Below are 21,709 nucleotides of genomic sequence, written 5' to 3'. Positions count from 1 at the left end.
TCGATGTTCAAGTCTTGAATACAACTTCGTCACATCGGGCTCGTAATTTCACAAGTAGTCAAGTTTGACTTCGAAACTTGAAGGCATAGTCTCTCCGACGTTGCTTTTACCTTCAGGTGGTGGCCCACGTGAACATGTGCGCCACTGGTACCACCAGCGAAGGGTTTCGCCCCCCACCCCCGGCAGCGAGGCCGGTGGCCCGAGGAGTTTTACGTGACCAGCGCATCGCAGGCACCTAAGTCAGAAGCCAAGTTGGCTCACCCCGAACATCTCGGGCATGTCATCTTCATCGCGGCGGCGGCCGCCATGGGCGGCTTCCTGTTCGGCTACGACAGTGCCGTGATCAACGGCGCCGTCGAGGCCATCCGGAGCCGCTACGACATCGGCTCCGCCGCCCTGGCCCAGGTCATCGCCATCGCCCTGATCGGCTGCGCCATCGGCGCCGCGACCGCCGGCCGCATGGCCGACCGCATCGGCCGCATCCGCTGCATGCAGATCTCCGCGACGCTCTTCACCATCAGCGCCATCGGCTCGGCGCTGCCCTTCGCGCTGTGGGACCTCGCCTTCTGGCGCATCGTGGGCGGTTTCGCCATCGGCATGGCCTCCGTCATCGGCCCCGCCTACATCGCCGAGGTCTCCCCGGCCGCGTACCGCGGACGGCTCGGCTCGTTCCAGCAGGCCGCGATCGTCGTCGGCATCGCCATCTCGCAGCTCGTCAACTACGCGATCCTGAACGCCGCCGGAGGCGAACAGCGGGGCGAGCTCATGGGCCTGGAAGCCTGGCAGGTCATGCTCGGCGTCATGGTCATCCCGGCCGTCCTCTACGGTCTGCTCTCCTTCGCCATCCCCGAGTCGCCGCGCTTCCTGCTCGAGGTCGGCCGCAGGGACCGTGCCCGTGAGGTGCTCAAGGAGGTCGAGGGCGACAAGATCGATCTGGACGCCCGTGTCGCCGAGATCGAGCACGCCATGAAGCGCGAACACAAGTCGACCTTCAAGGACCTGCTTGGCGGGACCGTCTTCTTCAAGCCGATCGTCTGGGTCGGTATCGGCCTCTCGGTCTTCCAGCAGTTCGTCGGCATCAACATCGCGTTCTACTACTCCGCGACGCTGTGGCAGTCGGTCGGCGTCGACCCGACGGACTCGTTCTTCTACTCGTTCACCACGTCGATCATCAACATCATCGGCACCGTGATCGCCATGATCTTCGTGGACCGCATCGGCCGTAAGCCGCTCGCCCTCATCGGCTCGGTGGGTATGGCCATCGGTCTCGGCGCGGAGGCCTGGGCCTTCTCCTACGACCTGGTCGACGGCAAGCTGCCGGCCACCCAGGGCTGGGTCGCCCTGATCGCCGCCCACGTCTTCGTCCTCTTCTTCGCCCTCTCCTGGGGTGTCGTGGTCTGGGTCTTCCTGGGCGAGATGTTCCCGAACCACATCCGCGCCGCCGCGCTCGGTGTCGCCGCCTCCGCGCAGTGGATGGCCAACTGGGCCATCACCGCGAGCTTCCCGTCGCTGGCCGACTGGAACCTGTCCGGCACCTATGTGATCTACACGTTCTTCGCCGTGCTCTCCATCCCCTTCGTGCTCAAGTTCGTCAAGGAGACGAAGGGCAAGACGCTGGAGGAGATGGGCTAGCAGCCCGCGTCACCGGCGGCCCCTCGCGAGCCCCGGTGACTCCCCGGAACTCGGGGAGAAGGGCCAAGTCCCCGCTGCCCCTCTCCTCGTACTCGTGAAGAGGGCGTGCCGCCCCGGCTCGGACCGTCAGGTCAATCGAGCCGGGGCAGCACGCCTTCGCAGAACAGCTGCAGACTGCGCCAGCCCTCGTCCACGGGCATCCCGCCGGACAGCGGATGCAGCACGAGACTGTCGAGGCCCTGCGCCACGCACTGGTCGGGCGTCAGGATGCGGTAGACGCCCTCGGCGCGCAGCTCCTCGACCGTCGTGGCCGCCGACTTCACCGCCGAGCGGATGTCGCCGGACTGCCAGGAGGCGTACGTCCGCGCCTCGTGCAGGAAGTGGGAGCCGTACGCGGCCCAGGCCCGGTCCGGATCCTCGGCGATGTGCAGCAGTGGCGTCTCGGCGCCGGGCATCATGGTCCAGCCCTCGGTGCCGTACTCGATGAGCCGCTCCTTGTAGTAGGCCTCCAGCTCGGGCAGGTGCGCGCTCGGGAAGAACGGCAGCCCGAGCCGGGCGGCGCGCTGGGCCGCCGCCCTGGAGGAACCGCCCACCAGCAGCAGGGGGTGCGGATCCGAGAACGGACGCGGGGTGACCCGTACCGTGCGGCCCCGATAGGTGAACTCCTCGCCGGTCCACGCCTTCAGCACCGTCTCCAGGAGCTCGTCCTGGAGCTCACCGCGCCGCTTCCAGTCGACGTCGAAGAGCGCGTACTCCTCGGGCCGGTAGCCGATGCCGGCCACGGTCACCAGGCGACCACCGCTGAGCAGATCCAGTACGGCGATGTCCTCGGCGAGACGCAGCGGGTCGTGCAGCGGGCCGATGACCGCCGAGACGGTGACCGCGAGGCGCCGGGTCGCCCCGAAGACCGCGCCCGCGAACGCGAACGGCGAGGGCAGCCAGTTGTTGGTGACTCCGTGGTGCTCCTCGGTCTGCACCGTGGTGATCCCGCGGTCGTCGGCGTACGTGGCCATCTCGACGGCCGCCTGGTACCGGGCACTGAGCGAGGCGGGGGTGGCGTCGGGTTCGACGAGGTTGAAGCGCACGACCGTTACGGGCATGGGAGGCCCCCCTTCGTGTGTGGAGGGGGGACGGTAGCTGACGGTGCGTCAGGTTGCCATAGCGGCGGACGCCGGGGCCGGGCCGGAGCGCCGGTCGGATCGAAGGGCTCGGAGGGGGTGCCGTTCGTGGCCCGCGCCCACCGGCGCGTACCGCGCGCTCCCGGAGCTGCGCGGGGGCGCCCGGGTTCGCCCCGGAGCGCCAAGTGTTCGTACAAAACTACAAGAGTTCCCCTGCGTGGGGGGAAAAGCCTCCCGCGCGGGGGATGGCTGATACTGGGGCTGTTATGGAAACCATCATCCTTGCTGTAGTCATCGCCGTGGTGGTGATCGGCGCGCTCGGTGGGCTCGTCGTCGGCAGTCGCAAGCGGAAGCAGCTGCCCCCGCCGCCCCCCGCCGCCCCCGACATCACCGCGCCTCCGGCCGAACCGCACGTCGGCGACGAGGCCGAAGCGCCGCACGACGAACCGCGCCGCACGATAGAGGAGGTGGATCTCCCCGAGGGCTCGGCCGCCGCGCCGGTCGCCGTCGAGGAACCTCCGGCCGTCCCCGCGATCGAGATCCCGGAACCGACCGCCGGCCGTCTGGTGCGCCTGCGCACCCGGCTCTCCCGCTCGCAGAACGCGCTCGGCAAGGGGCTGCTCACGCTGCTCTCGCGCGAGCACCTCGACGAGGAGACCTGGGAGGAGATCGAGGACACGCTGCTCGTCGCCGACGTCGGTGTGCAGCCCACCCAGGAGCTGGTCGAGCGGCTGCGCGAGCGCGTGAAGGTGCTCGGCACCCGGACGCCGGTCGAACTGCGCGGCCTGCTGCGCGAGGAGCTGCTCACGCTGCTCGTCCCGGAATTCGACCGCGAGGTCAAGACCGACTCGAACCTCGACACCCCGGGCATCGTGATGGTCGTCGGCGTGAACGGCACCGGTAAGACCACCACCACCGGCAAGCTCGCGCGCGTGCTCGTCGCCGACGGCAAGAACGTCGTGCTGGGCGCGGCCGACACCTTCCGCGCCGCCGCGGCCGACCAGCTCCAGACCTGGGGCGAGCGCGTGGGCGCCCGCACCGTCCGCGGCCCCGAGGGCGGCGACCCCGCCTCGATCGCGTTCGACGCGGTCAAGGAGGGCATTGCGGAGGGCGCCGACGTCGTCCTCATCGACACCGCAGGCCGGCTCCACACCAAGACCGGTCTCATGGACGAGCTCGGCAAGGTCAAGCGCGTCGTCGAGAAGCACGCGCCGCTCGACGAGGTGCTGCTGGTCCTCGACGCGACCACCGGCCAGAACGGTCTGGTCCAGGCGCGCGTGTTCGCCGAGGTCGTGGAGATCACCGGCATCGTGCTGACCAAGCTCGACGGCACGGCGAAGGGCGGCATCGTCATCGCGGTGCAGCGCGAGCTGGGCGTCCCGGTCAAGCTGGTGGGGCTCGGCGAGGGCGCGGACGACCTGGCGCCGTTCGAGCCGGAGGCGTTCGTTGACGCCCTTATCGGAGAGTGACCACCCGCGCGAACGCGTAGGTGCCCGAAGAAGCGCCCGCCCCCACAGCACTGTCGGGGGACGGGCGCTTCGTCCTGTCCGGGTGGCGCCGTCGACGGAGTCGGCCGCCGTGCGGCGAGGCGGCGGCTGGTCCTCCGTGGAGTGATTCAGGCCCGCGAACGGTGTGCCACGTAGGCGAGCGTGCCGAGCAGCAGCCGGGCCGGGGGTGGCTTCGTGGCCGAGTCGAGGGCGGGGGAGCGCAGCCAGCAGACCGGGCCGAGTCCCGCGCGGTCGGAGGGCGGGGCGGTGATGAACGTGCCCGGACCCAGGCCGTGCAGGTCCAGAGAGGCGTCGTCCCAGCCCATCCGGTAGAGGAGCTCGGGAAGCTCGGCGGCGGAACCGGGGGAGACGAAGAACTGGGCGCGGCCGTCCGCGGTGGCCGTGACCGGGCCGAGGGGGAGGCCCATGCGTTCCAGGCGGACGAGCGCGCGGCGCCCGGCCGGCTCGGCCACCTCGATCACGTCGAACGCCCGGCCGACCGGCAGCATCACCGCGGCACCCGGGAACTCGGACCAGATACCGGTCGCCTCGTTCAGTGTCGCGCCGGCCGGGATCGTCGGTGCGAAGCCCAGGGGGTGCGCACCCGGCGCGGCGCAGTCGGCCCTGCCGCACGAGCACGCCCCCGCGGCGGCTCGGGCACCAGGGACCACGTCCCATCCCCACAGTCCGGTGAACGCGGCGACGGCGGTGCCCTCCGACGAGCGGCCGCGGCGACGAGCGCCGGTCCGGATGTCGCGCATCGCCCGACTACTGCCGATCGTGAAGCCCATGCCCCCTCCAACGGGTCCGATGCGCCGGTGGTTACGTGATGGAACCGGATTGTCACCCTCTGTTCCTGGCTGCCCGGTTTCGCGCGATCCAGGCGGCGCCTTGTGGTGTGCGGGGTGGTGCGCTCAGTTCCGTGCGCCCTGGAGTGCACCTCTCTGTCCACCCGTGGTCGTTCCGTGTCAAGTGAATCGCGAGCAGCGCGCGCGGAGTTCATTCGAAGGGGTGGCGAATGGTGGCGTTTCATGGATCGCCATGGTTGGACGCGTGATCGTAGGATTACTTTGTGTGCACGAGTCCTGGGGTTGCCTGTACTCGTGGGTATGCCAAGGGCAAGCCGGTTTGCCGTTCGAAGGGTGAGAACCGCCGGACGCGCGGCCGTATTTACCGGCATTCTGATAGGGCTTGGCGCAGAGCGGCGACAAGTGGTCTCGGGGAGTGGGGGCGTTCCAGTGGGCGGCAACGGCGGAGGCGGGACGAACGCTGACAAGCGCCCCAACGAGCTGCTCGGCTCGTGGTTTGTGCGCAGTGGCTGGTCGAAGGGCGAGCTCGCTCGTCAAGTGAACCGCAGGGCACGCCAGTTGGGGGCCAACCACATTTCGACGGACACCTCGCGGGTGCGCCGCTGGCTGGACGGGGAGAACCCGCGCGAGCCGATCCCGCGGATCCTGTCGGAGCTGTTCTCCGAGCGGTTCGGCTGTGTCGTCGCCGTGGAGGACCTCGGTCTGCGCGCGGCCCACCAGGCACCCTCCGTGTCCGGCATCGACCTGCCGTGGACGGGCCCCCAGACCGTCGCGCTGATCAGTGAATACTCGCGCAGCGACCTGATGTTGGCGCGGCGCGGCTTCCTCGGCAGCTCGCTGGCGCTCTCCGCGGGCCCGGCCCTCATCGAGCCCATGCAGCGCTGGCTCGTCCCCACACCCATGGCGTCGTACGAGGAGCCGGAGCCGCAGGCCTCGACGCGCCGCGGCGGCCGGCTCTCCCAACCGGAGCTGGACCTCCTGGAGTCCACCACCGTGATGTTCCGTCAGTGGGACGCCCAGTGCGGCGGCGGACTGCGCCGCAAGGCGGTCGTCGGCCAGTTGCACGAGGTGACGGACCTCCTCCAGGAGCCGCAGCCCGCCGCCACCGGCAAGCGCCTGTTCAAGGTCGCCGCCGAACTGGCCGAGCTGGCGGGCTGGATGAGCTACGACGTGGGCCTCCAGCCCACCGCGCAGAAGTACTTCGTGCTCGCCCTGCACGCCTCGAAGGAGGCGGGCGACAAACCGCTCGGCTCGTACATCCTCTCCAGCATGAGCCGCCAGATGATTCACCTCGGGCGGCCCGAGGACGCGCTGGAACTGATCCATCTCGCGCAGTACGGCAGCCGCGACTGCGCGAGCCCGCGCACCCAGTCGATGCTGTATGCGATGGAGGCCCGCGCCTACGCGAACATGGGCCAGCCCGGAAAGTGCAAGCGGGCCGTCCGGATGGCCGAGGACACCTTCGCCGACGTGCACGAGTGGGACGACCCGGACCCCGACTGGATCCGCTTCTTCTCCAAGGCCGAGCTGTACGGCGAGAATTCGCACTCCTACCGCGACCTCGCCTATGTCGCCGGGCGCAGCCCCACGTACGCCTCCATGGCCGAGCCCCTGATGCAGGAGGCGGTCGACCGCTTCGGCAAGGATTCCGAGCACCAGCGTTCGTACGCACTCAACCTCATCGGCATGGCCACCGTGCACCTTCTGCAGCGTGAGCCCGAGCGGAGTGCGGTCCTGGCCAAGGAAGCCCTGAGGATCGGCAAGAAGGTGCGCTCGGAGCGCGTCAACACTCGTATCCGAAAGACGGTCGACACCGCGGTCCGCGATTTCGGGGACCTCGCCGAGGTCATCGACCTCACCGACCAGCTGGCCGTTGACCTGCCCGAGACCGCCGAGGCGGTCTGACACCGGGCCGCCCGAGCGGCCTTGCCCAGTACCCCGGCTGCGGCCGGTCGTCCCGAACTGCCCGACTCGGCTCCCCCATGCCAGGTCATCGGACGGCCGACCGTGGCCGGTTCTGCTGTATGCGGCCCCGGCCGGCCTGGCTCTCGCGGATGTGGCTGGTCACCGTGGGGATGCCTCACACGGCGGTCGCGGCCGTCCTCGTCGGACAGGTCGCGAGCGCCCTGTCGGAGGTTGCGTCACGATAACGATCGGTTCGACCACAATCCGGCAGTTCATGAATGCGTAACACGCAGAGCGCCTTCGTCACTGGTGCGAAACATCGAGGGGCTTCCACGGAAACGGCGCTGCGTCAATCTCATGGCGCATAACCGGCCCACCCCTCACGACCACTCAGGCTTCGCCCGCACGGGGCCGTACCAACGACGAGGAGACGCCGATGGCACCAGCCATCACCCTTGCCGCAGAGGCACCCAAGCTGTCTGCTGCAAACACAGGGTTCATGCTCATCTGTTCCGCCCTGGTGCTCATCATGACGCCCGGACTCGCCTTCTTCTACGGAGGCATGGTCCGCGTCAAGAGCACCCTCAACATGCTGATGATGAGTTTCATCAGCATGGGGATCGTCACCATCCTGTGGGTGCTGTACGGCTTCTCCCTCGCCTTCGGCACCGACAAGGGATCGTTCATCGGCTGGACCTCGGACTGGGTCGGCCTCAGCGACATCGGCCTGACGCAGCTCTGGCCCGGCTACACCATCCCGGTGTTCGTCTTCATGGTCTTCCAGATGATGTTCGCGATCATCACGCCCGCGCTGATAAGCGGTGCGCTCGCGGACCGCGTGAAGTTCACGGCGTGGTCGCTGTTCATCACGCTCTGGGCCACGCTCGTCTACTTCCCGGTCGCCCACTGGGTGTGGGGGACCGGCGGCTGGGCCTTCGACCTCGGCGTGATCGACTTCGCCGGTGGTACGGCGGTCCACATCAACGCGGGCGCCGCGGCGCTCGGTGTGATCCTGGTCATCGGCAAGCGCGTCGGCTTCAAGAAGGACCCGATGCGCCCGCACAGCCTTCCGCTGGTGATGCTCGGCTCCGGTCTGCTGTGGTTCGGCTGGTTCGGATTCAACGCCGGCTCGTGGCTCGGCAACGACGACGGCGTCGGCGCGCTGATGTTCGTCAACACGCAGGTCGCCACGGCGGCCGCCATGCTGGCCTGGCTCATCTACGAGAAGATCCGGCACGGCGCGTTCACCACGCTGGGCGCCGCCTCCGGCGCGGTCGCCGGTCTGGTCGCCATCACCCCGTCCGGTGGCTGTGTCTCCCCGCTCGGCGCGATCGCCGTCGGCGCGATCGCCGGTGTCCTGTGCGCCATGGCCGTGGGCCTGAAGTACCGGTTCGGCTACGACGACTCCCTGGACGTCGTCGGTGTTCACCTGGTCGGCGGTGTCATCGGTTCCCTGCTCATCGGCTTCTTCGCCAGCGGCAAGGGCCAGTCCGCGGCCCAGGGCCTCTTCTACGGCGGCGGCCTGACCCAGTTCTGGAAGCAGTGCGCCGCGGTCTTCGCCGTCCTCGGCTACTCGCTGGTCGTCTCCGCGATCCTCGCCTTCATCCTCGACAAGACCATGGGTATGCGGGTCACCGAGGACGAGGAGATCTCCGGCATCGACCAGGCCCAGCACGCCGAGACCGCATACGACTTCAGCGGTGCCGGCGGCGGCACCGCCCGGACCGCCGCGCCCGCCCCGGCCGACGCGGATGCCAAGAAGGTGGACGCATGAAGCTCATCACCGCCGTCGTGAAGCCTCACCGGCTCGACGAGATCAAGGAGGCCCTGCAGGCCTTCGGGGTTCACGGACTGACGGTCACCGAAGCGAGCGGCTACGGTCGGCAGCGGGGACACACCGAGGTCTACCGCGGTGCCGAGTACACCGTCGACCTCGTCCCCAAGATCCGCATAGAGGTGCTGGTCGAGGACGACGACGCCGAACAGCTCATCGACATCGTCGTGAAGGCGGCCCGTACCGGCAAGATCGGTGACGGCAAGGTGTGGTCCATCCCGGTCGATACGGCCGTACGGGTCCGGACCGGCGAGCGCGGCCCGGACGCGCTCTGACGGGACCGGCCCGCCAGAAGAAAGACAGGAGTCGCTGGGTGACGAGTACGGACACGCGAGTGGAAGCAGAGGACTCGGGACCCAGCGGCTATGCGGCGGCCCGGCTGCGCCTCCTCCAAGAGGGGGCGCGGTCCGGGCCGCCGCGCCGTGCCGCCCTCGCCGAACTGACGGACGACTGGCTGACCGGCCTGTTCACCGCCGGATCCGAGAGCCTGCGCGGAGTCTCGCTCGTCGCCGTCGGCGGCTACGGCCGCGGTGAGCTCTCCCCCCGCAGCGACCTGGACCTGCTCCTCCTGCACGACGGCGCCGACTCAGGAGCCGTCGCCGCGCTCGCCGACCGCATCTGGTACCCCGTCTGGGACCTGGGCCTCGACCTCGACCACTCGGTCCGTACGCCGGCCGAGGCCCGCAAGACCGCCGCCGACGACCTCAAGGTCCAGCTCGGCCTCCTCGACGCCCGCCATATCGCGGGTGACCTCGGTCTCACCGCCGGATTGCGTACGGCCGTCCTCGCCGACTGGCGCAACCAGGCGCCCAAGCGGCTGCCCGAACTCCAGGAGCTGTGCGCGGAGCGCGCCGAACGCCAGGGCGAACTCCAGTACCTCCTCGAACCGGACCTGAAGGAAGCCCGCGGCGGACTGCGCGACGCCACCGCACTGCGCGCCGTCGCCGCGTCCTGGCTCGCCGACGCACCCCGCGAAGGCCTCTCCGACGCCCGCCGCAGACTGCTGGACGTCCGTGACGCCCTGCACCTCGCCACCGGGCGTGCCACCGACCGTCTCGCGCTCCAGGAACAGGACCAGGTCGCCGCCGAACTCGGTCTGCTGGACGCCGACACGCTGCTGCGCCAGGTCTACGAAGCCGCGCGCGTCGTGTCGTACGCCAGTGACGTCACCTGGCGTGAGGTCGGGCGCGTACTGCGGTCGCGTGCCGTGCGTCCGCGGCTGCGCGCCATGCTGGGTGGCGGCAAGCCGGCCGCCGAGCGGTCCCCCCTCGCCGAGGGCGTGGTCGAGCAGGACGGCGAGGTGGGGCTCGCCCGCACCGCGCGTCCCGAACGCGACCCCGTGCTCCCGCTCCGTGCGGCCGCCGCGGCCGCGCAGGCGGATCTCCCGCTGTCCCTGCACGCCGTACGGCGCATGGCCGCCGTCGCGCGTCCCCTTCCCGCGCCCTGGCCCGCCGAGGCGCGCCAACACCTCGTCACGCTCCTCGGCTCGGGCCGCCCGACCATCGAGGTCTGGGAGGCACTGGAGGCGGAAGGGCTGATCACCCGGCTGCTGCCCGACTGGGAGCGGGTGCGCTGCCGCCCGCAGCGCAACGCCGTCCACATCTGGACCGTCGACCGCCACCTCATCGAGACCGCCGTCCGGGCCTCCGAACTGACCCGCCGCGTCGGCCGCCCCGACCTCCTGCTCGTCTCCGCCCTCCTGCACGACATCGGCAAGGGCTGGCCCGGCGACCACTCCGTGGCGGGCGAGATCATCGCCCGCGACGTGGCCGCCCGCATCGGCTTCGACCGCACGGACGTGGCGGTGCTCGCCACCCTCGTACGCCACCATCTGCTGCTCGTCGACACCGCGACCCGGCGTGACCTGGAGGATCCGGCCACCGTCCGCTCGGTCGCCGAGGCCGTCGGATCGCAGGGCACCCTGGAACTGCTGCACGCGCTCACGGAGGCGGACGCGCTGGCCACCGGGCCCGCGGCCTGGTCCTCCTGGCGCGGCTCCCTCGTCGCCGACCTGGTCAAGCGGGTCTCGGCCGTCCTCGCCGGGGACGCGCCGGAGGAGCCCGAGGCCGCCGCGCCGACCGCCGAGCAGGAACGCCTCGCGGTCGAGGCGTGCCGCACCGGCGGGCCCGTCCTGGCGCTGCGCGCACAGACGGAACCGGTCGACACCGACGCCGAACCCACCACCGTCCCGGACGACCCGGAACCGCTCGGTGTGGAACTGCTCATCGCGGTCCCGGACCAGCCCGGCGTGCTCCCCTCGGTGGCCGGCGTCCTCGCCATGCACCGGCTGACCGTCCGCACCGCCGAGCTGCGCGCCCTGGACCTGCCCGACGGTGTCGAGGGCTCGGTCCTGCTGCTCAACTGGCGGGTCGCCGCGGAGTACGGCTCCCTGCCGCAGGCCGCCCGCCTGCGCGCCGACCTCGTACGCGCCCTGGACGGCTCCCTCGACATCACCGCGCGCCTCGCCGAACGCGACGCCGCCTACCCGCGCCGCCGCGGCACGGTCGCGCCGCCGCCCCGTGTGACGGTCGCCCCGGCCGCCTCGCGCCACGCCACGGTCATAGAGGTCCGCGCCCACGACGCTCCGGGCCTGCTACACCGCATCGGGCGGGCCCTGGAGAACGCGCACGTCCGGGTGCGGAGCATGCACGTCTCCACACTCGGCGCGAACGCCGTGGACGCCTTCTACGTGACGGGAACGAAGGGAGCGCCCCTGCCGGGGGCGGAGGCGGCCTCACTGGCCCGCGCCCTGGAGGAGACGCTGCGAGGGTGACCTCGCGGTCGTTTTGCGCGTTGAGCGGACAGGTGATCCCCGCACTGCGGGGGCGGTCCGGTCGCCGAAAGCCGATCCGGGAGAGTTTCCGGGCCTGCTCCCCGCCGCTGCGGGCCCTCGGGGTTTCCGTCCCCGCACGCTGAATGCAGCGGGCGGGGACGATTCGCTTGCGGGGCCGGATACCCTGGAGGGCAGCCCAAAACGCCCCCGACTCCGAGGACCGAAGCCACCGTGTTCGATACCCTCTCCGACCGCCTCAGCGCGACGTTCAAAAACCTCCGCGGCAAGGGGCGCCTCAGTGAGGCGGACATCGACGCCACGGCCCGGGAAATCCGCATCGCGCTTCTCGAAGCCGACGTCGCCCTGCCCGTCGTCCGGACGTTCATCAAGAACGTCAAGGAGAGGGCGCTCGGGAGCGAGGTCTCCAAGGCGCTCAACCCCGCCCAGCAGGTCCTGAAGATCGTGAACGACGAGCTCGTCACGATCCTCGGTGGCGAGACCCGCCGCCTCCGGTTCGCCAAGAACCCGCCCACCGTGATCATGCTCGCGGGTCTCCAGGGCGCGGGCAAGACCACGCTCGCCGGAAAGCTCGGCAAGTGGCTCAAGGACCAGGGCCACTCCCCGCTCCTCGTCGCCGCCGACCTCCAGCGCCCGAACGCGGTGAACCAGCTCAGCGTGGTCGCCGAGCGCGCGGGCGTCGCCGTCTACGCCCCCGAGCCGGGCAATGGCGTCGGTGACCCGGTCAAGGTCGCCAAGGACTCGATGGAGTTCGCGAAGACCAAGGTCCACGACATTGTGATCGTGGACACCGCCGGCCGTCTCGGTATCGACCAGGAGCTGATGCAGCAGGCCGCGGACATCCGCGACGCCGTCAGCCCCGACGAGATCCTCTTCGTCGTCGACGCGATGATCGGCCAGGACGCGGTCAACACGGCCGAGTCGTTCCGCGACGGCGTCGGCTTCGACGGCGTGGTGCTCTCCAAGCTCGACGGTGACGCCCGCGGTGGTGCGGCCCTGTCGATCGCCTCGGTCACCGGCAAGCCGATCATGTTCGCGTCGAACGGCGAGAAGCTCGACGACTTCGACGCGTTCCACCCGGACCGGATGGCCTCCCGCATCCTCGACATGGGTGACCTCCTCACCCTGATCGAGCAGGCGGAGAAGACGTTCAGCCAAGAAGAGGCCGAGAAGATGGCCTCCAAGCTGGCGTCCAAGAAGGGCCAGGACTTCACCCTGGACGACTTCCTGTCCCAGATGGAGCAGGTCCGCAAGATGGGCAGCATCAGCAAGCTGCTCGGCATGCTCCCGGGCATGGGCCAGATCAAGGACCAGATCAACAACCTCGACGAGCGCGACGTCGACCGTACGGCCGCCATCATCAAGTCGATGACTCCGGCCGAGCGCCAGGAGCCGACGATCATCAACGGCTCGCGCCGTGCCCGTATCGCCAAGGGCTCCGGCGTCGAGGTCAGCGCGGTCAAGGGCCTGGTCGAGCGCTTCTTCGAGGCCCGCAAGATGATGTCCCGCATGGCCCAGGGCGGCGGGATGCCGGGCATGCCCGGGATGCCGGGCATGGGCGGCGGCCCCGGCCGAGCCAAGAAGAAGCAGAAGCAGGCCAAGGGCAAGCAGCGCTCCGGCAACCCGATGAAGCGCAAGCAGCAGGAGGAAGAGGAGGCCGCTCGCCGCGAGGCCGGCGCACAGGGCGGCAACGCCTTCGGCCTCCCGCAGCAGGGCGCCCAGGAAGACTTCGAGCTGCCGGACGAGTTCAAGAAGTTCATGGGCTGACCTCCCGTCCCGTACGGGAGCCTTTCGTGACGCCCACTGGGGGCGCCCCTCGCCACGAGGGGCGCCCCCAGTGGCATGAGGGCGGGTGCCGGGTGCATGAACGGCGGCTCCGGGTTCAAGAGCGCGGGTGCCAGTGTCCACCATCTGTCGTAACGTCCAGTTATGAGCAACCCCGTGCCGCCGCGCAAGGAACCTGACAAGCCGTGGCGTACCGAGGGCACGCCGCCCGAGCCGACCCCGCCGTCGGGCGGCCGGCGGAAGCTGCCCGGCGGCTGGTGGAGCCTGGCCCTGGCCGCGCTCCTCGTGTTCCTGATCGCCAACCTGGTGCTGTCCTTCTACAACAAGGGCAACGAGCCGACGATCTCGTACACGGAGTTCAGCAGGCAGGTGAGCGACGGCAACGTCTCCAAGATCTACTCCAAGGGCGACGCGATCCAGGGGCAGCTCAAGAACTCCCAGGAGAACCCCGAGGGCGACGGGAAATACACGAAGTTCAAGACCCAGCGCCCGGTCTTCGCGGACGACAAACTCTGGCAGAACCTGGAGAAGCACGACGTCACGGTGACCGCCTCGCCGGTGGTCCAGGAGCGCAGCGTCCTCTTCAACCTGCTGATCTCGCTCGCCCCGATGGCCCTGCTCGTCGTCCTGTGGATCTTCATCGCCCGGCGGATGGGCACCGGCATGGGCGGCGCCGGCGGCATGCTCGGCCGCAAGACGCCCCCCAAGCCGGTCGAACTCGTGCCCGGCGGCAAGCGCACGACGTTCGCGGACGTGGCCGGCATCGACGAGGTCGCCGGTGAGCTCAACGACGTCGTGGACTTCCTCAAGAACCCCGACGCGTACCGCAGGATGGGCGCGAAGATGCCGCGCGGTGTGCTGCTGGCGGGCGCGCCCGGCACCGGAAAGACCCTGCTCGCACGGGCGGTCGCGGGAGAGGCGGGTGTCCCGTTCTTCTCGGCCTCCGCCTCCGAGTTCATCGAGATGATCGTGGGCGTCGGCGCCTCGCGCGTCCGCGAGCTGTTCTCCGAGGCCCGCAAAGTGGCCCCGTCCATCATCTTCATCGACGAGATCGACACCATCGGACGGGCACGGTCGGGCGGCTCCGCGATGGGCGGCCACGACGAGCGCGAGCAGACGCTGAACCAGATCCTCACCGAGATGGACGGCTTCTCCGGCTCGGAGGGCGTCATCGTCATCGCCGCCACCAACCGTGCGGACATCCTGGACCCGGCGCTCACCCGCCCCGGCCGGTTCGACCGCGTCGTCAACGTCTCGCCCCCCGACCGCGGCGGCCGCGAGGCGATCCTGGAGATCCACACCCGCGACATCCCGCTCGCCCCCGGCGTGGACCTGACCCAGGTGGCCCGTTCGACCCCGGGCATGACCGGCGCCGACCTCGCCAACCTTGCCAACGAGGCGGCTCTCCTCGCCGTGAAGCGCAAGCAGGAGGAGGTGACACAGGGCGACCTCTCCGAAGCGCTGGAAAAGGTCCAGCTCGGCGCCGAACGCTCGCTGGTCATGCCTTACGAGGAACGCCGGCGCACCGCGTACCACGAGAGCGGCCACGCCCTTCTCGGGATGCTGCGGCCCGGTGCCGACCCGGTCCGCAAGATCACCATCGTCCCGCGCGGCCGCGCCCTCGGTGTCACCCTCTCGACGCCGGACGCGGACCGGTACGCGTACACCGAGGAGTACCTGCGCGGCCGGATCATCGGCGCCCTCGGCGGCATGGCCGCCGAGCACGTCGTCTACGACGTCATCACCACGGGCTCGGAGAACGACCTGGAACAGGTCACGAACCTCGCCCGCGGCATGGTGGCCCGCTGGGGCATGAGCGACCGGGTCGGCCGGCTGTCCGCGCTGCCCAACGACGCCCAGCAGGCCTACGGCCTCGCGGCGGCCCCGGGCACCCTCGACTCGATCGACCACGAGATGCGCCGCATCGTCGACGAGTGCTACGACGAGGCCTGCCAGAAACTCCGCGAGCACAGAGGGCAACTGGATGCCCTGGCGGAGGCGCTCCTCGCGAACGAGACGCTTGAGGAGGCGGAGGCGTACCGGATCGCCGGGGTGCCGCGGGCGGCGAAGGAGGCGTGACCGCCCGGGACCGACCTCGGCAGACCTCCATCGACCTCGACAGACCGTCCTCGGACCGCCCTGAGGGCCGCCTCAGACCGCCCTCGGACCGACCTCAGACCGACCTGAGACCGCCCTCGGGCCGACCTCAGACCGGATTTCGGACCGGCCTGAGACCGCCCTCGGACCGACTTCAAACCGACTTCGGGCCTACCTCAGACCCCCTCGGACCGACTTCGGACCGGCCTGAGACCGCCCTCGGACCGACTCAGACCGTCCGGGCGATCAGATACCGGAACACGTTCGGCATCCAGACGGTCCCGTCCCGCCGAACATGAGGATGCAGCGCCTCGGCCACTTCCTTGTCGACCTGCGCCTGGTCGGTGGCGTCGACCGCGGCGTCGAAGAGCCCCGTGGAGAGCAGCCCGCGCACGGCGCTGTCCACGTCGGCGTAGCCGAACGGGCAGGCCACCCGCCCCGAGCCGTCCGGCCGCAGCCCGGCCCGCTGGGCGACTTCCTCCAGATCGTCCCGGCAGGCGGCGCGCCAGCTCGCCGCACCGCGCAGGGGATCGGCCAGCTTGGTGGCGACTCGCAGCACGGCCGAGGTGCTGCACCGCTCCGGTGGTCCCCAGCCGACCAGGACCACGGGAGTGCCCCGGCCGGTGAGCGGTGACGCCTCCGCGAGCAGCGAACCGAGCCCTTCGGAGTCGCCGGCCACGCACCCGATCGGCTCGAAGGCGGTCACCAGGTTGTACGCCGGCGACCCGGCGACTGCCGCGTCCCCGGGAGAGCCGGCCACGAGCTGGGCCTCGGCGCGCGGCGGCGTGTCCCATGCCTGTGGCAGCAGACGTTCCCGTGCGAGGGCCAGCCGTTCGGGTGACGAGGAGTCGACACCCGTGACCGCGGCGCCGCGGGAGGCCGCCATCAGCAGGGCGAGCCCCGCCCCGCAGCCGAGCCCGAGCAGCCGTGCCCCGCCGCCCACTTCGAGTCGCTCGTAGACGGCCTCGTAGAGCGGCACCAGCATCCGCTCCTGGATCTCGGCCCAGTCACGCGCGCGTGCACCCCGGTCCGCGCGGGGCGATGGGCCCGCATGAGGAAGGTGCTGCCGCACGAGCGTAGGTGTCATCGAAAGTGCCCCAATCCGCCGAGAGTTGCTGCCGGGCCCCCTCGTCCTTCGCCCCCGCGCACGAGGCCCGCACTCCCCCCGTATGTCAGGTAACTCCGCCCTCGACGTGCCGTCCAGGGGTTGCGGGGGCCCGTTTGTGCCCCAGCCGCAAAGGGCGCGAGAATTCACATACCGGCAACGTGGGCCCGTACCATCACCCGCATGGCAAAGGCACCCGTTCTCACGCCCCAGGCGGACGATTTCCCGCGCTGGTACCAGGACTTGATCAACAAGGCCGAGCTGGCGGACAACGGTCCGGTGCGCGGCACCATGGTCATCCGGCCGTACGGGTACGGGCTGTGGGAGCGGATGCAGCAGGAGATGGACGCCCGCATCAAGGAAGCGGGTGCCCAGAACGCGTACTTCCCGCTGTTCATCCCGCAGTCGTACCTGACCCGGGAGGCGGAGCACGTCGAGGGCTTCGCCCCCGAGCTCGCGGTCGTCACGCACGGCGGCGGCAAGGAGCTGGAGGAGCCGGTCGTCGTCCGTCCCACCTCCGAGACGATCATCAACGCCTCCTTCTCCAAGTGGGTGCAGAGCTACCGCGATCTGCCGCTGCTGATCAACCAGTGGGCGAACGTGGTCCGTTGGGAGATGCGCCCGCGGGTGTTCCTCCGTACGACCGAATTCCTCTGGCAGGAGGGCCACACCGCGCACGCCACCTACGAGGACGCCCGGGACTACGCGGCGCACATCCACAAGGAGGTGTACGCCGACTTCATGGTCAACGTCCTCGGTATCGATGTCGTCCTTGGCCGGAAGACGGCGAGCGAGCGGTTCGCGGGCGCCATCAACACCCTCACGCTCGAAGGCATGATGGGCGACGGCAAGGCGCTCCAGATGGGCACCAGCCATGAGCTGGGGCAGAACTTCGCGAAGGCGTTCCATACCCAGTACCTGTCCAAGGACGGGAAGCAGGAACTCGTCTGGCAGACCTCCTGGGGGTCCTCGACCCGCATGGTGGGTGGCCTGATCATGTCGCACGGTGATGACAGTGGGTTGCGAGTGCCGCCCAGGCTCGCCCCAGTACAGGTCGTCGTCCTCGCGATCAAGGGGGATGAGGCGGTTCTGGCCAAGGTCCGCGAAATCGGCGACCGGCTGAAGGCGGCGGGTGTAAGAGTCCAGGTCGACGACCGTACGGACACCCCGTTCGGGCGCCGTGCCGTCGACTGGGAGCTCAAGGGTGTCCCCGTACGGGTCGAGGTCGGCCCCCGTGACCTGGAGAACGGCACGGCGATGCTGGCCCGCCGCATTCCCGGAGGCAAGGAGCCCGTGGCCCTCGACGCACTGGCGGCCCTGCTTCCCGCCCTTCTCGAAGAGGACCAGGCGCTGCTCCTGAGGCAGTCCCGCGAGCGCCGCGAGTCCCGTACCTCGGACGTGTCAACGATCGGCGCGGCCGTGGAGGCCGCCGAGGCGGGCGGCTGGGCGCGCATTCCCTGGGCCGACCTCGGCGAAGAGGGCGAGGCCAGGCTCGCCGAGCACGCGGTGACCGTACGGTGTCTGGTCGCCGAGGACGGGTCGGTGCCGGACGCCGACGACACACCCGGTAACGTCGCCGTCGTCGCGCGCGCTTACTGAGTGGGACGCGAGGGCGGCCGAAACACCTCTTGCGCATCTGCCGACCACAGGTGCCCCGGCGTGCGGATACCGTCTACGCGCCGGGGCGTACGTGTGACTACGTACCGCCTTGGTATGAGCTGTGATGCTTCTCCGCAGATCAGCGCACCCGCCCTCGTCAGGACGCATCAGCGGCAACTGACGGGTACGTGCAAATTATTTGGGATGCCCCGGAATAGGAACACAGAGGCACCCCCGCTCGTTCTCATTACGTGAGCACGACACCACCTGTTCTCGCCGCAGAGCTGGCAGGGGCGTGGGCCGACATTCAGCGGCACCACCCCGAACTGCCCGATCTTGCCGCGCCAGAGTCCCTGATCGGAGAATCGTCGTCCGCCTGCGGACACGAGCTCTCCTTCGAACGACTGCTTCACGAAGCAGTCCACGGCATCGCCGCCGCCCGCGGTGTCCGCGACACCTCGCGCGCCGGCCGGTATCACAACCGCAGATTCCTCGCGATCGCCGAGGAGCTGGGCCTCGACCACCCCGAGGAGCCGCATCCAAGCAGTGGCTTCTCGCTGGTCACGCTCAACCCCGAGGCGAAGCGCCGCTACCGCCCGACCATCGAGCGGCTCCAGCGCGCGCTGAAGGCCCACACGGCCGCCACGTCCGCCGACACCGCCCGCTCGTTCCGCGGTCCCGCCGCCCGCCACGGCTCCTCCGGGGGCGGCGTCCGCGTCAAGGCCGTCTGCGACTGCGGGCGCAATGTGCGCGTGGTCCCTTCGGTCCTGGCGCAGGCGCCGATCGTGTGCGGAGGATGCGGCAAACCGTTCCGGATTCCGGAGGTGGTCGGGGCTGCCGTCGCCTGAGGCGCGTGCGACACCGGCGTCTCGTGGGTGCCGGACGAGTACGCGCGGCCCGTGAGCAGTCGTGCCTTCCCCCGCTGCCCTTGGGGAGTGGGGGAATTCAGGAGGCACGAGTGCGCGCGGGCTGCATCTCGCCGACCCCGCCGACAGCCGATCCACGTCGGCCCATGCCTGACGGGCACCCGGAACGCCGGGTGCCCGTCAGGCATGGGCCCGCACACCCTCGGTCCGGGCGGACCGCAGGATGTGGCAGAATGGCCAGCTGTACTCGACAGCCGCATAGGACCCCTCTCTCCTCCGGCTGACGCGTCCATCGGGCACTCGGGTACCGCAACCCCACGCGGCCATCTCGTCGTGTCCAACCCCGTCAAGACCAGGAGACACCACTTCCGTGGCAGTCAAGATCAAGCTGAAGCGTCTGGGCAAGATCCGTTCGCCTCACTACCGCATCGTCGTCGCCGACTCCCGTACCCGCCGTGATGGCCGGGCCATCGAGGAGATCGGTCTGTACCACCCGGTGCAGAACCCTTCGCGCATCGAGGTCGACTCGGACCGTGCGCAGTACTGGCTGGGTGTCGGCGCGCAGCCGACCGAGCCCGTGCTCGCCATCCTGAAGCTGACCGGCGACTGGCAGAAGTTCAAGGGCCTGCCGGCCCCGGCTCCGCTGCTCGTGGCCGAGCCGAAGGCCGCGCGCCCGCTGTTCGACGCCCTCGGTGGCGACGACACGGGCAAGGGTGAGGCCATCACCCAGAAGAAGAAGGCTGAGAAGAAGGACGAGGCTCCGGCCGAGTCCGAGTCGACCGAGGCCTGAGCATGCTCGAGGAGGCTCTCGAGCACCTCGTGAAGGGCATCGTCGACAACCCGGACGATGTGCAGGTCGCCTCGCGCAACCTGCGCCGCGGACGCGTTCTCGAGGTCCGGGTCCACCCCGACGACCTCGGCAAGGTGATCGGCCGCAACGGCCGCACCGCGCGCGCTCTGCGCACCGTCGTGGGCGCCATCGGCGGCCGCGGTGTCCGCGTCGACCTCGTCGACGTGGATCACGTCCGCTGACGTATCAGGCAGCACCGGCTCGGGCCGGGGAGGGCTTACGAGCCGTCCCCGGCCCGTAGTCGTCTGCGAACCCTCGCAGGCGGCCCCGGACCGCGTGGACGCCCACGCACCCCGGGCGTCCGCGCATCCGCAGTCGTCCATGAAGCATTGCCGTCGGCACACGACAGGAGATCAAGCAAGTGCAGCTGGTAGTCGCTCGCGTCGGCCGTGCCCACGGCATCAAGGGCGAGGTCACCGTGGAGGTCCGCACCGACGAGCCGGAGCTCAGGCTCGGGCCCGGTGCCGTCCTGCTCACCGATCCGGCCTCCACCGGACCATTGACCATCGAGACGGGCCGCGTCCACAGCGGCCGCCTTCTGCTGCGCTTCGCGGGCGTACGGGACCGCAACGCCGCCGAGGCGCTGCGCAACACCCTGCTGATCGCCGAGGTCGACCCGAACGAGGTGCCGGAGGACCCGGACGAGTACTACGACCACCAGCTGATGGACCTGGACGTGGTCACGAAGGACGGCGAGGAGGTCGGACGGATCACCGAGATCTCGCATCTGCCCTCGCAGGACCTGTTCGTGGTGGAGCGCCCGGACGGGACCGAGGTGCTGATCCCGTTCGTGGAGGAGATCGTCGTCGAGATCGACCTCGAGGAGCAGCGGGCCGTCATCGACCCGCCGCCCGGACTGATCGACGACCAGGCGGAGGTCGTCTCCTCCAGGGACGCCGAGAACGGCTCCTCCGGGGGCGACGAGGACGCCGCGGGGGCCGACGCCTGATGCGGCTCGACGTGGTCACGATCTTCCCCGAGTACCTGGAACCCCTGAACGTCTCGCTCGTCGGCAAGGCCCGCGCGCGCGGGCAGCTGAACGTGCACGTGCACGATCTCCGGGAGTGGACGTACGACCGTCACAACACGGTCGACGACACCCCCTACGGCGGCGGCCCGGGCATGGTCATGAAGACCGAGCCCTGGGGCGACGCCCTGGACTCCGCCCTGGCGGACGGTTACGAGACCGGCGCCCACGGGCCCGTCCTCGTCGTCCCCACCCCCAGCGGGCGCCCGTTCACCCAGCAGCTCGCCGTCGAGCTCTCCGAGCGCCCCTGGCTGGTCTTCGCGCCCGCGCGCTACGAGGGCATCGACCGCCGTGTCATCGACGAGTACGCGACGAGGATGCCCGTCTACGAGGTGTCCATCGGCGACTACGTCCTCGCCGGCGGCGAGGCGGCCGTCCTGGTCGTCACCGAGGCCGTGGCACGGCTGCTGCCGGGTGTCCTCGGCAACGCCGAGTCCCACCGGGACGACTCCTTCGCACCCGGGGCCATGGCCAACCTCCTGGAGGGCCCGGTCTACACCAAGCCCCCGCAGTGGCGCGGCCGTGAGATCCCCGATGTGCTGGTCAGCGGCCACCACGGGAAGATCGCCCGCTGGCGCCGCGACGAGGCACTGCGCCGCACCGCGGCGAACCGGCCCGACCTCATCGAGCGCTGCGACGCCTCCGCCTTCGACAAGAAGGACCGCGAGATGCTCTCCATCCTGGGCTGGCAGCCGGATCCCGGCGGCCGATTTTGGCACAGGCCGGAGGCCGTGGAAGAATAGGCCGCTGCTCTACGTCGTCCGGCGTGCGCCCCTGCCACAGGGGGACACGACGCCCGTCCCG

Annotated in this window: 17 protein-coding genes; 14 read left to right on the top strand and 3 right to left on the bottom strand. The window is 70.1% G+C overall.

What is annotated here, in order from left to right; translation table 11 throughout:
- The first annotated feature begins 213 nt into the window (after positions 1 to 213).
- Positions 214 to 1,632 (top strand): sugar porter family MFS transporter, encoded by a 1,419-nt coding sequence (locus ACZ4N5_RS26280; protein ID WP_467759508.1) that lies wholly within the window; start codon positions 214 to 216, stop codon positions 1,630 to 1,632.
- A gap of 131 nt (positions 1,633 to 1,763) precedes the next feature.
- Here the strand turns inward: ACZ4N5_RS26280 and ACZ4N5_RS26275 are convergent, their stop codons facing one another.
- Entirely contained in the window at positions 1,764 to 2,732 is a 969-nt protein-coding gene (locus ACZ4N5_RS26275) for an LLM class flavin-dependent oxidoreductase (RefSeq protein ID WP_467759507.1), read from the bottom strand.
- Between the two features lie 284 nt (positions 2,733 to 3,016).
- Here ACZ4N5_RS26275 and ftsY point away from each other — a divergent pair, with 284 nt between their 5' ends.
- A complete protein-coding gene (gene ftsY, locus ACZ4N5_RS26270; RefSeq protein WP_467759506.1) occupies positions 3,017 to 4,219 on the top strand; it encodes a signal recognition particle-docking protein FtsY in 1,203 nt (400 codons plus the stop codon).
- 146 nt (positions 4,220 to 4,365) lie between these two features.
- Here ftsY and ACZ4N5_RS26265 read toward each other — a convergent pair whose 3' ends face one another.
- Positions 4,366 to 5,028 (bottom strand): bifunctional DNA primase/polymerase, encoded by a 663-nt coding sequence (locus tag ACZ4N5_RS26265; RefSeq protein ID WP_467759505.1) that lies wholly within the window; start codon positions 5,026 to 5,028, stop codon positions 4,366 to 4,368.
- Between the two features lie 447 nt (positions 5,029 to 5,475).
- Here ACZ4N5_RS26265 and nsdA point away from each other — a divergent pair, with 447 nt between their 5' ends.
- The 6 genes from nsdA to ftsH all read left to right on the top strand — a co-directional run bounded on the left by nsdA (position 5,476) and on the right by ftsH (position 15,440).
- Positions 5,476 to 6,951 carry a transcriptional repressor NsdA gene (gene nsdA / locus ACZ4N5_RS26260; RefSeq protein ID WP_467759504.1) on the top strand — a complete coding sequence of 492 codons (1,476 nt, stop codon included), beginning with the start codon at positions 5,476 to 5,478 and terminating at the stop codon, positions 6,949 to 6,951.
- A gap of 436 nt (positions 6,952 to 7,387) precedes the next feature.
- Positions 7,388 to 8,725 carry an ammonium transporter gene (locus ACZ4N5_RS26255; RefSeq protein ID WP_467759503.1) on the top strand — a complete coding sequence of 446 codons (1,338 nt, stop codon included), beginning with the start codon at positions 7,388 to 7,390 and terminating at the stop codon, positions 8,723 to 8,725.
- Positions 8,722 to 9,060, top strand: coding sequence for a P-II family nitrogen regulator (locus ACZ4N5_RS26250; RefSeq protein WP_261708276.1), 339 nt, complete (start codon positions 8,722 to 8,724; stop codon positions 9,058 to 9,060). The genes ACZ4N5_RS26255 and ACZ4N5_RS26250 overlap by 4 nt, the downstream gene beginning before the upstream one ends.
- A 38-nt stretch (positions 9,061 to 9,098) precedes the next feature.
- Positions 9,099 to 11,558, top strand: a complete 2,460-nt coding sequence (locus tag ACZ4N5_RS26245; RefSeq protein WP_467759502.1) for a [protein-PII] uridylyltransferase — start codon at positions 9,099 to 9,101, stop codon at positions 11,556 to 11,558.
- Between the two features lie 231 nt (positions 11,559 to 11,789).
- Positions 11,790 to 13,343, top strand: coding sequence for a signal recognition particle protein (ffh, locus tag ACZ4N5_RS26240; protein WP_467759501.1), 1,554 nt, complete (start codon positions 11,790 to 11,792; stop codon positions 13,341 to 13,343).
- 162 nt (positions 13,344 to 13,505) lie between these two features.
- Positions 13,506 to 15,440 carry an ATP-dependent zinc metalloprotease FtsH gene (ftsH, locus tag ACZ4N5_RS26235; RefSeq protein WP_467759500.1) on the top strand — a complete coding sequence of 645 codons (1,935 nt, stop codon included), beginning with the start codon at positions 13,506 to 13,508 and terminating at the stop codon, positions 15,438 to 15,440.
- Positions 15,441 to 15,687: 247 nt separating this feature from the next.
- On the opposite strand, the gene ACZ4N5_RS26230 is transcribed toward ftsH, so the two are convergent.
- Positions 15,688 to 16,545, bottom strand: coding sequence for an SAM-dependent methyltransferase (locus tag ACZ4N5_RS26230; RefSeq protein ID WP_467759499.1), 858 nt, complete (start codon positions 16,543 to 16,545; stop codon positions 15,688 to 15,690).
- Between the two features lie 201 nt (positions 16,546 to 16,746).
- On the opposite strand from ACZ4N5_RS26230, the gene proS reads away from it, so the two are divergent.
- The 6 genes from proS to trmD all read left to right on the top strand — a co-directional run bounded on the left by proS (position 16,747) and on the right by trmD (position 21,648).
- Positions 16,747 to 18,162, top strand: coding sequence for a proline--tRNA ligase (gene proS, locus ACZ4N5_RS26225; RefSeq protein ID WP_467759498.1), 1,416 nt, complete (start codon positions 16,747 to 16,749; stop codon positions 18,160 to 18,162).
- Between the two features lie 251 nt (positions 18,163 to 18,413).
- Positions 18,414 to 19,010 carry a hypothetical protein gene (locus ACZ4N5_RS26220; RefSeq protein ID WP_467759497.1) on the top strand — a complete coding sequence of 199 codons (597 nt, stop codon included), beginning with the start codon at positions 18,414 to 18,416 and terminating at the stop codon, positions 19,008 to 19,010.
- A 388-nt stretch (positions 19,011 to 19,398) separates the two neighbouring features.
- Positions 19,399 to 19,818: a 30S ribosomal protein S16 gene (gene rpsP / locus ACZ4N5_RS26215; RefSeq protein WP_351123659.1), complete on the top strand. Its 420-nt coding sequence runs from the start codon at positions 19,399 to 19,401 to the stop codon at positions 19,816 to 19,818.
- 2 nt (positions 19,819 to 19,820) lie between these two features.
- A complete protein-coding gene (locus ACZ4N5_RS26210) occupies positions 19,821 to 20,060 on the top strand; it encodes an RNA-binding protein (protein ID WP_003973401.1) in 240 nt (79 codons plus the stop codon).
- A gap of 179 nt (positions 20,061 to 20,239) precedes the next feature.
- Positions 20,240 to 20,827 (top strand): ribosome maturation factor RimM, encoded by a 588-nt coding sequence (rimM, locus tag ACZ4N5_RS26205; RefSeq protein ID WP_467759496.1) that lies wholly within the window; start codon positions 20,240 to 20,242, stop codon positions 20,825 to 20,827.
- The gene (gene trmD / locus ACZ4N5_RS26200; protein ID WP_467759495.1) at positions 20,827 to 21,648 is read left to right on the top strand and encodes a tRNA (guanosine(37)-N1)-methyltransferase TrmD; all 822 of its coding nucleotides are present in this window, start codon (positions 20,827 to 20,829) and stop codon (positions 21,646 to 21,648) included. Before rimM ends, trmD begins: the two co-directional genes overlap by 1 nt.
- Positions 21,649 to 21,709: the final 61 nt, after the last annotated feature.

This window comes from Streptomyces sp. NPDC026500 (assembly GCF_055567635.1).
Note: the sequence above shows the minus strand (reverse complement) of the source record. Positions and strands in the feature narration are given on the sequence as shown.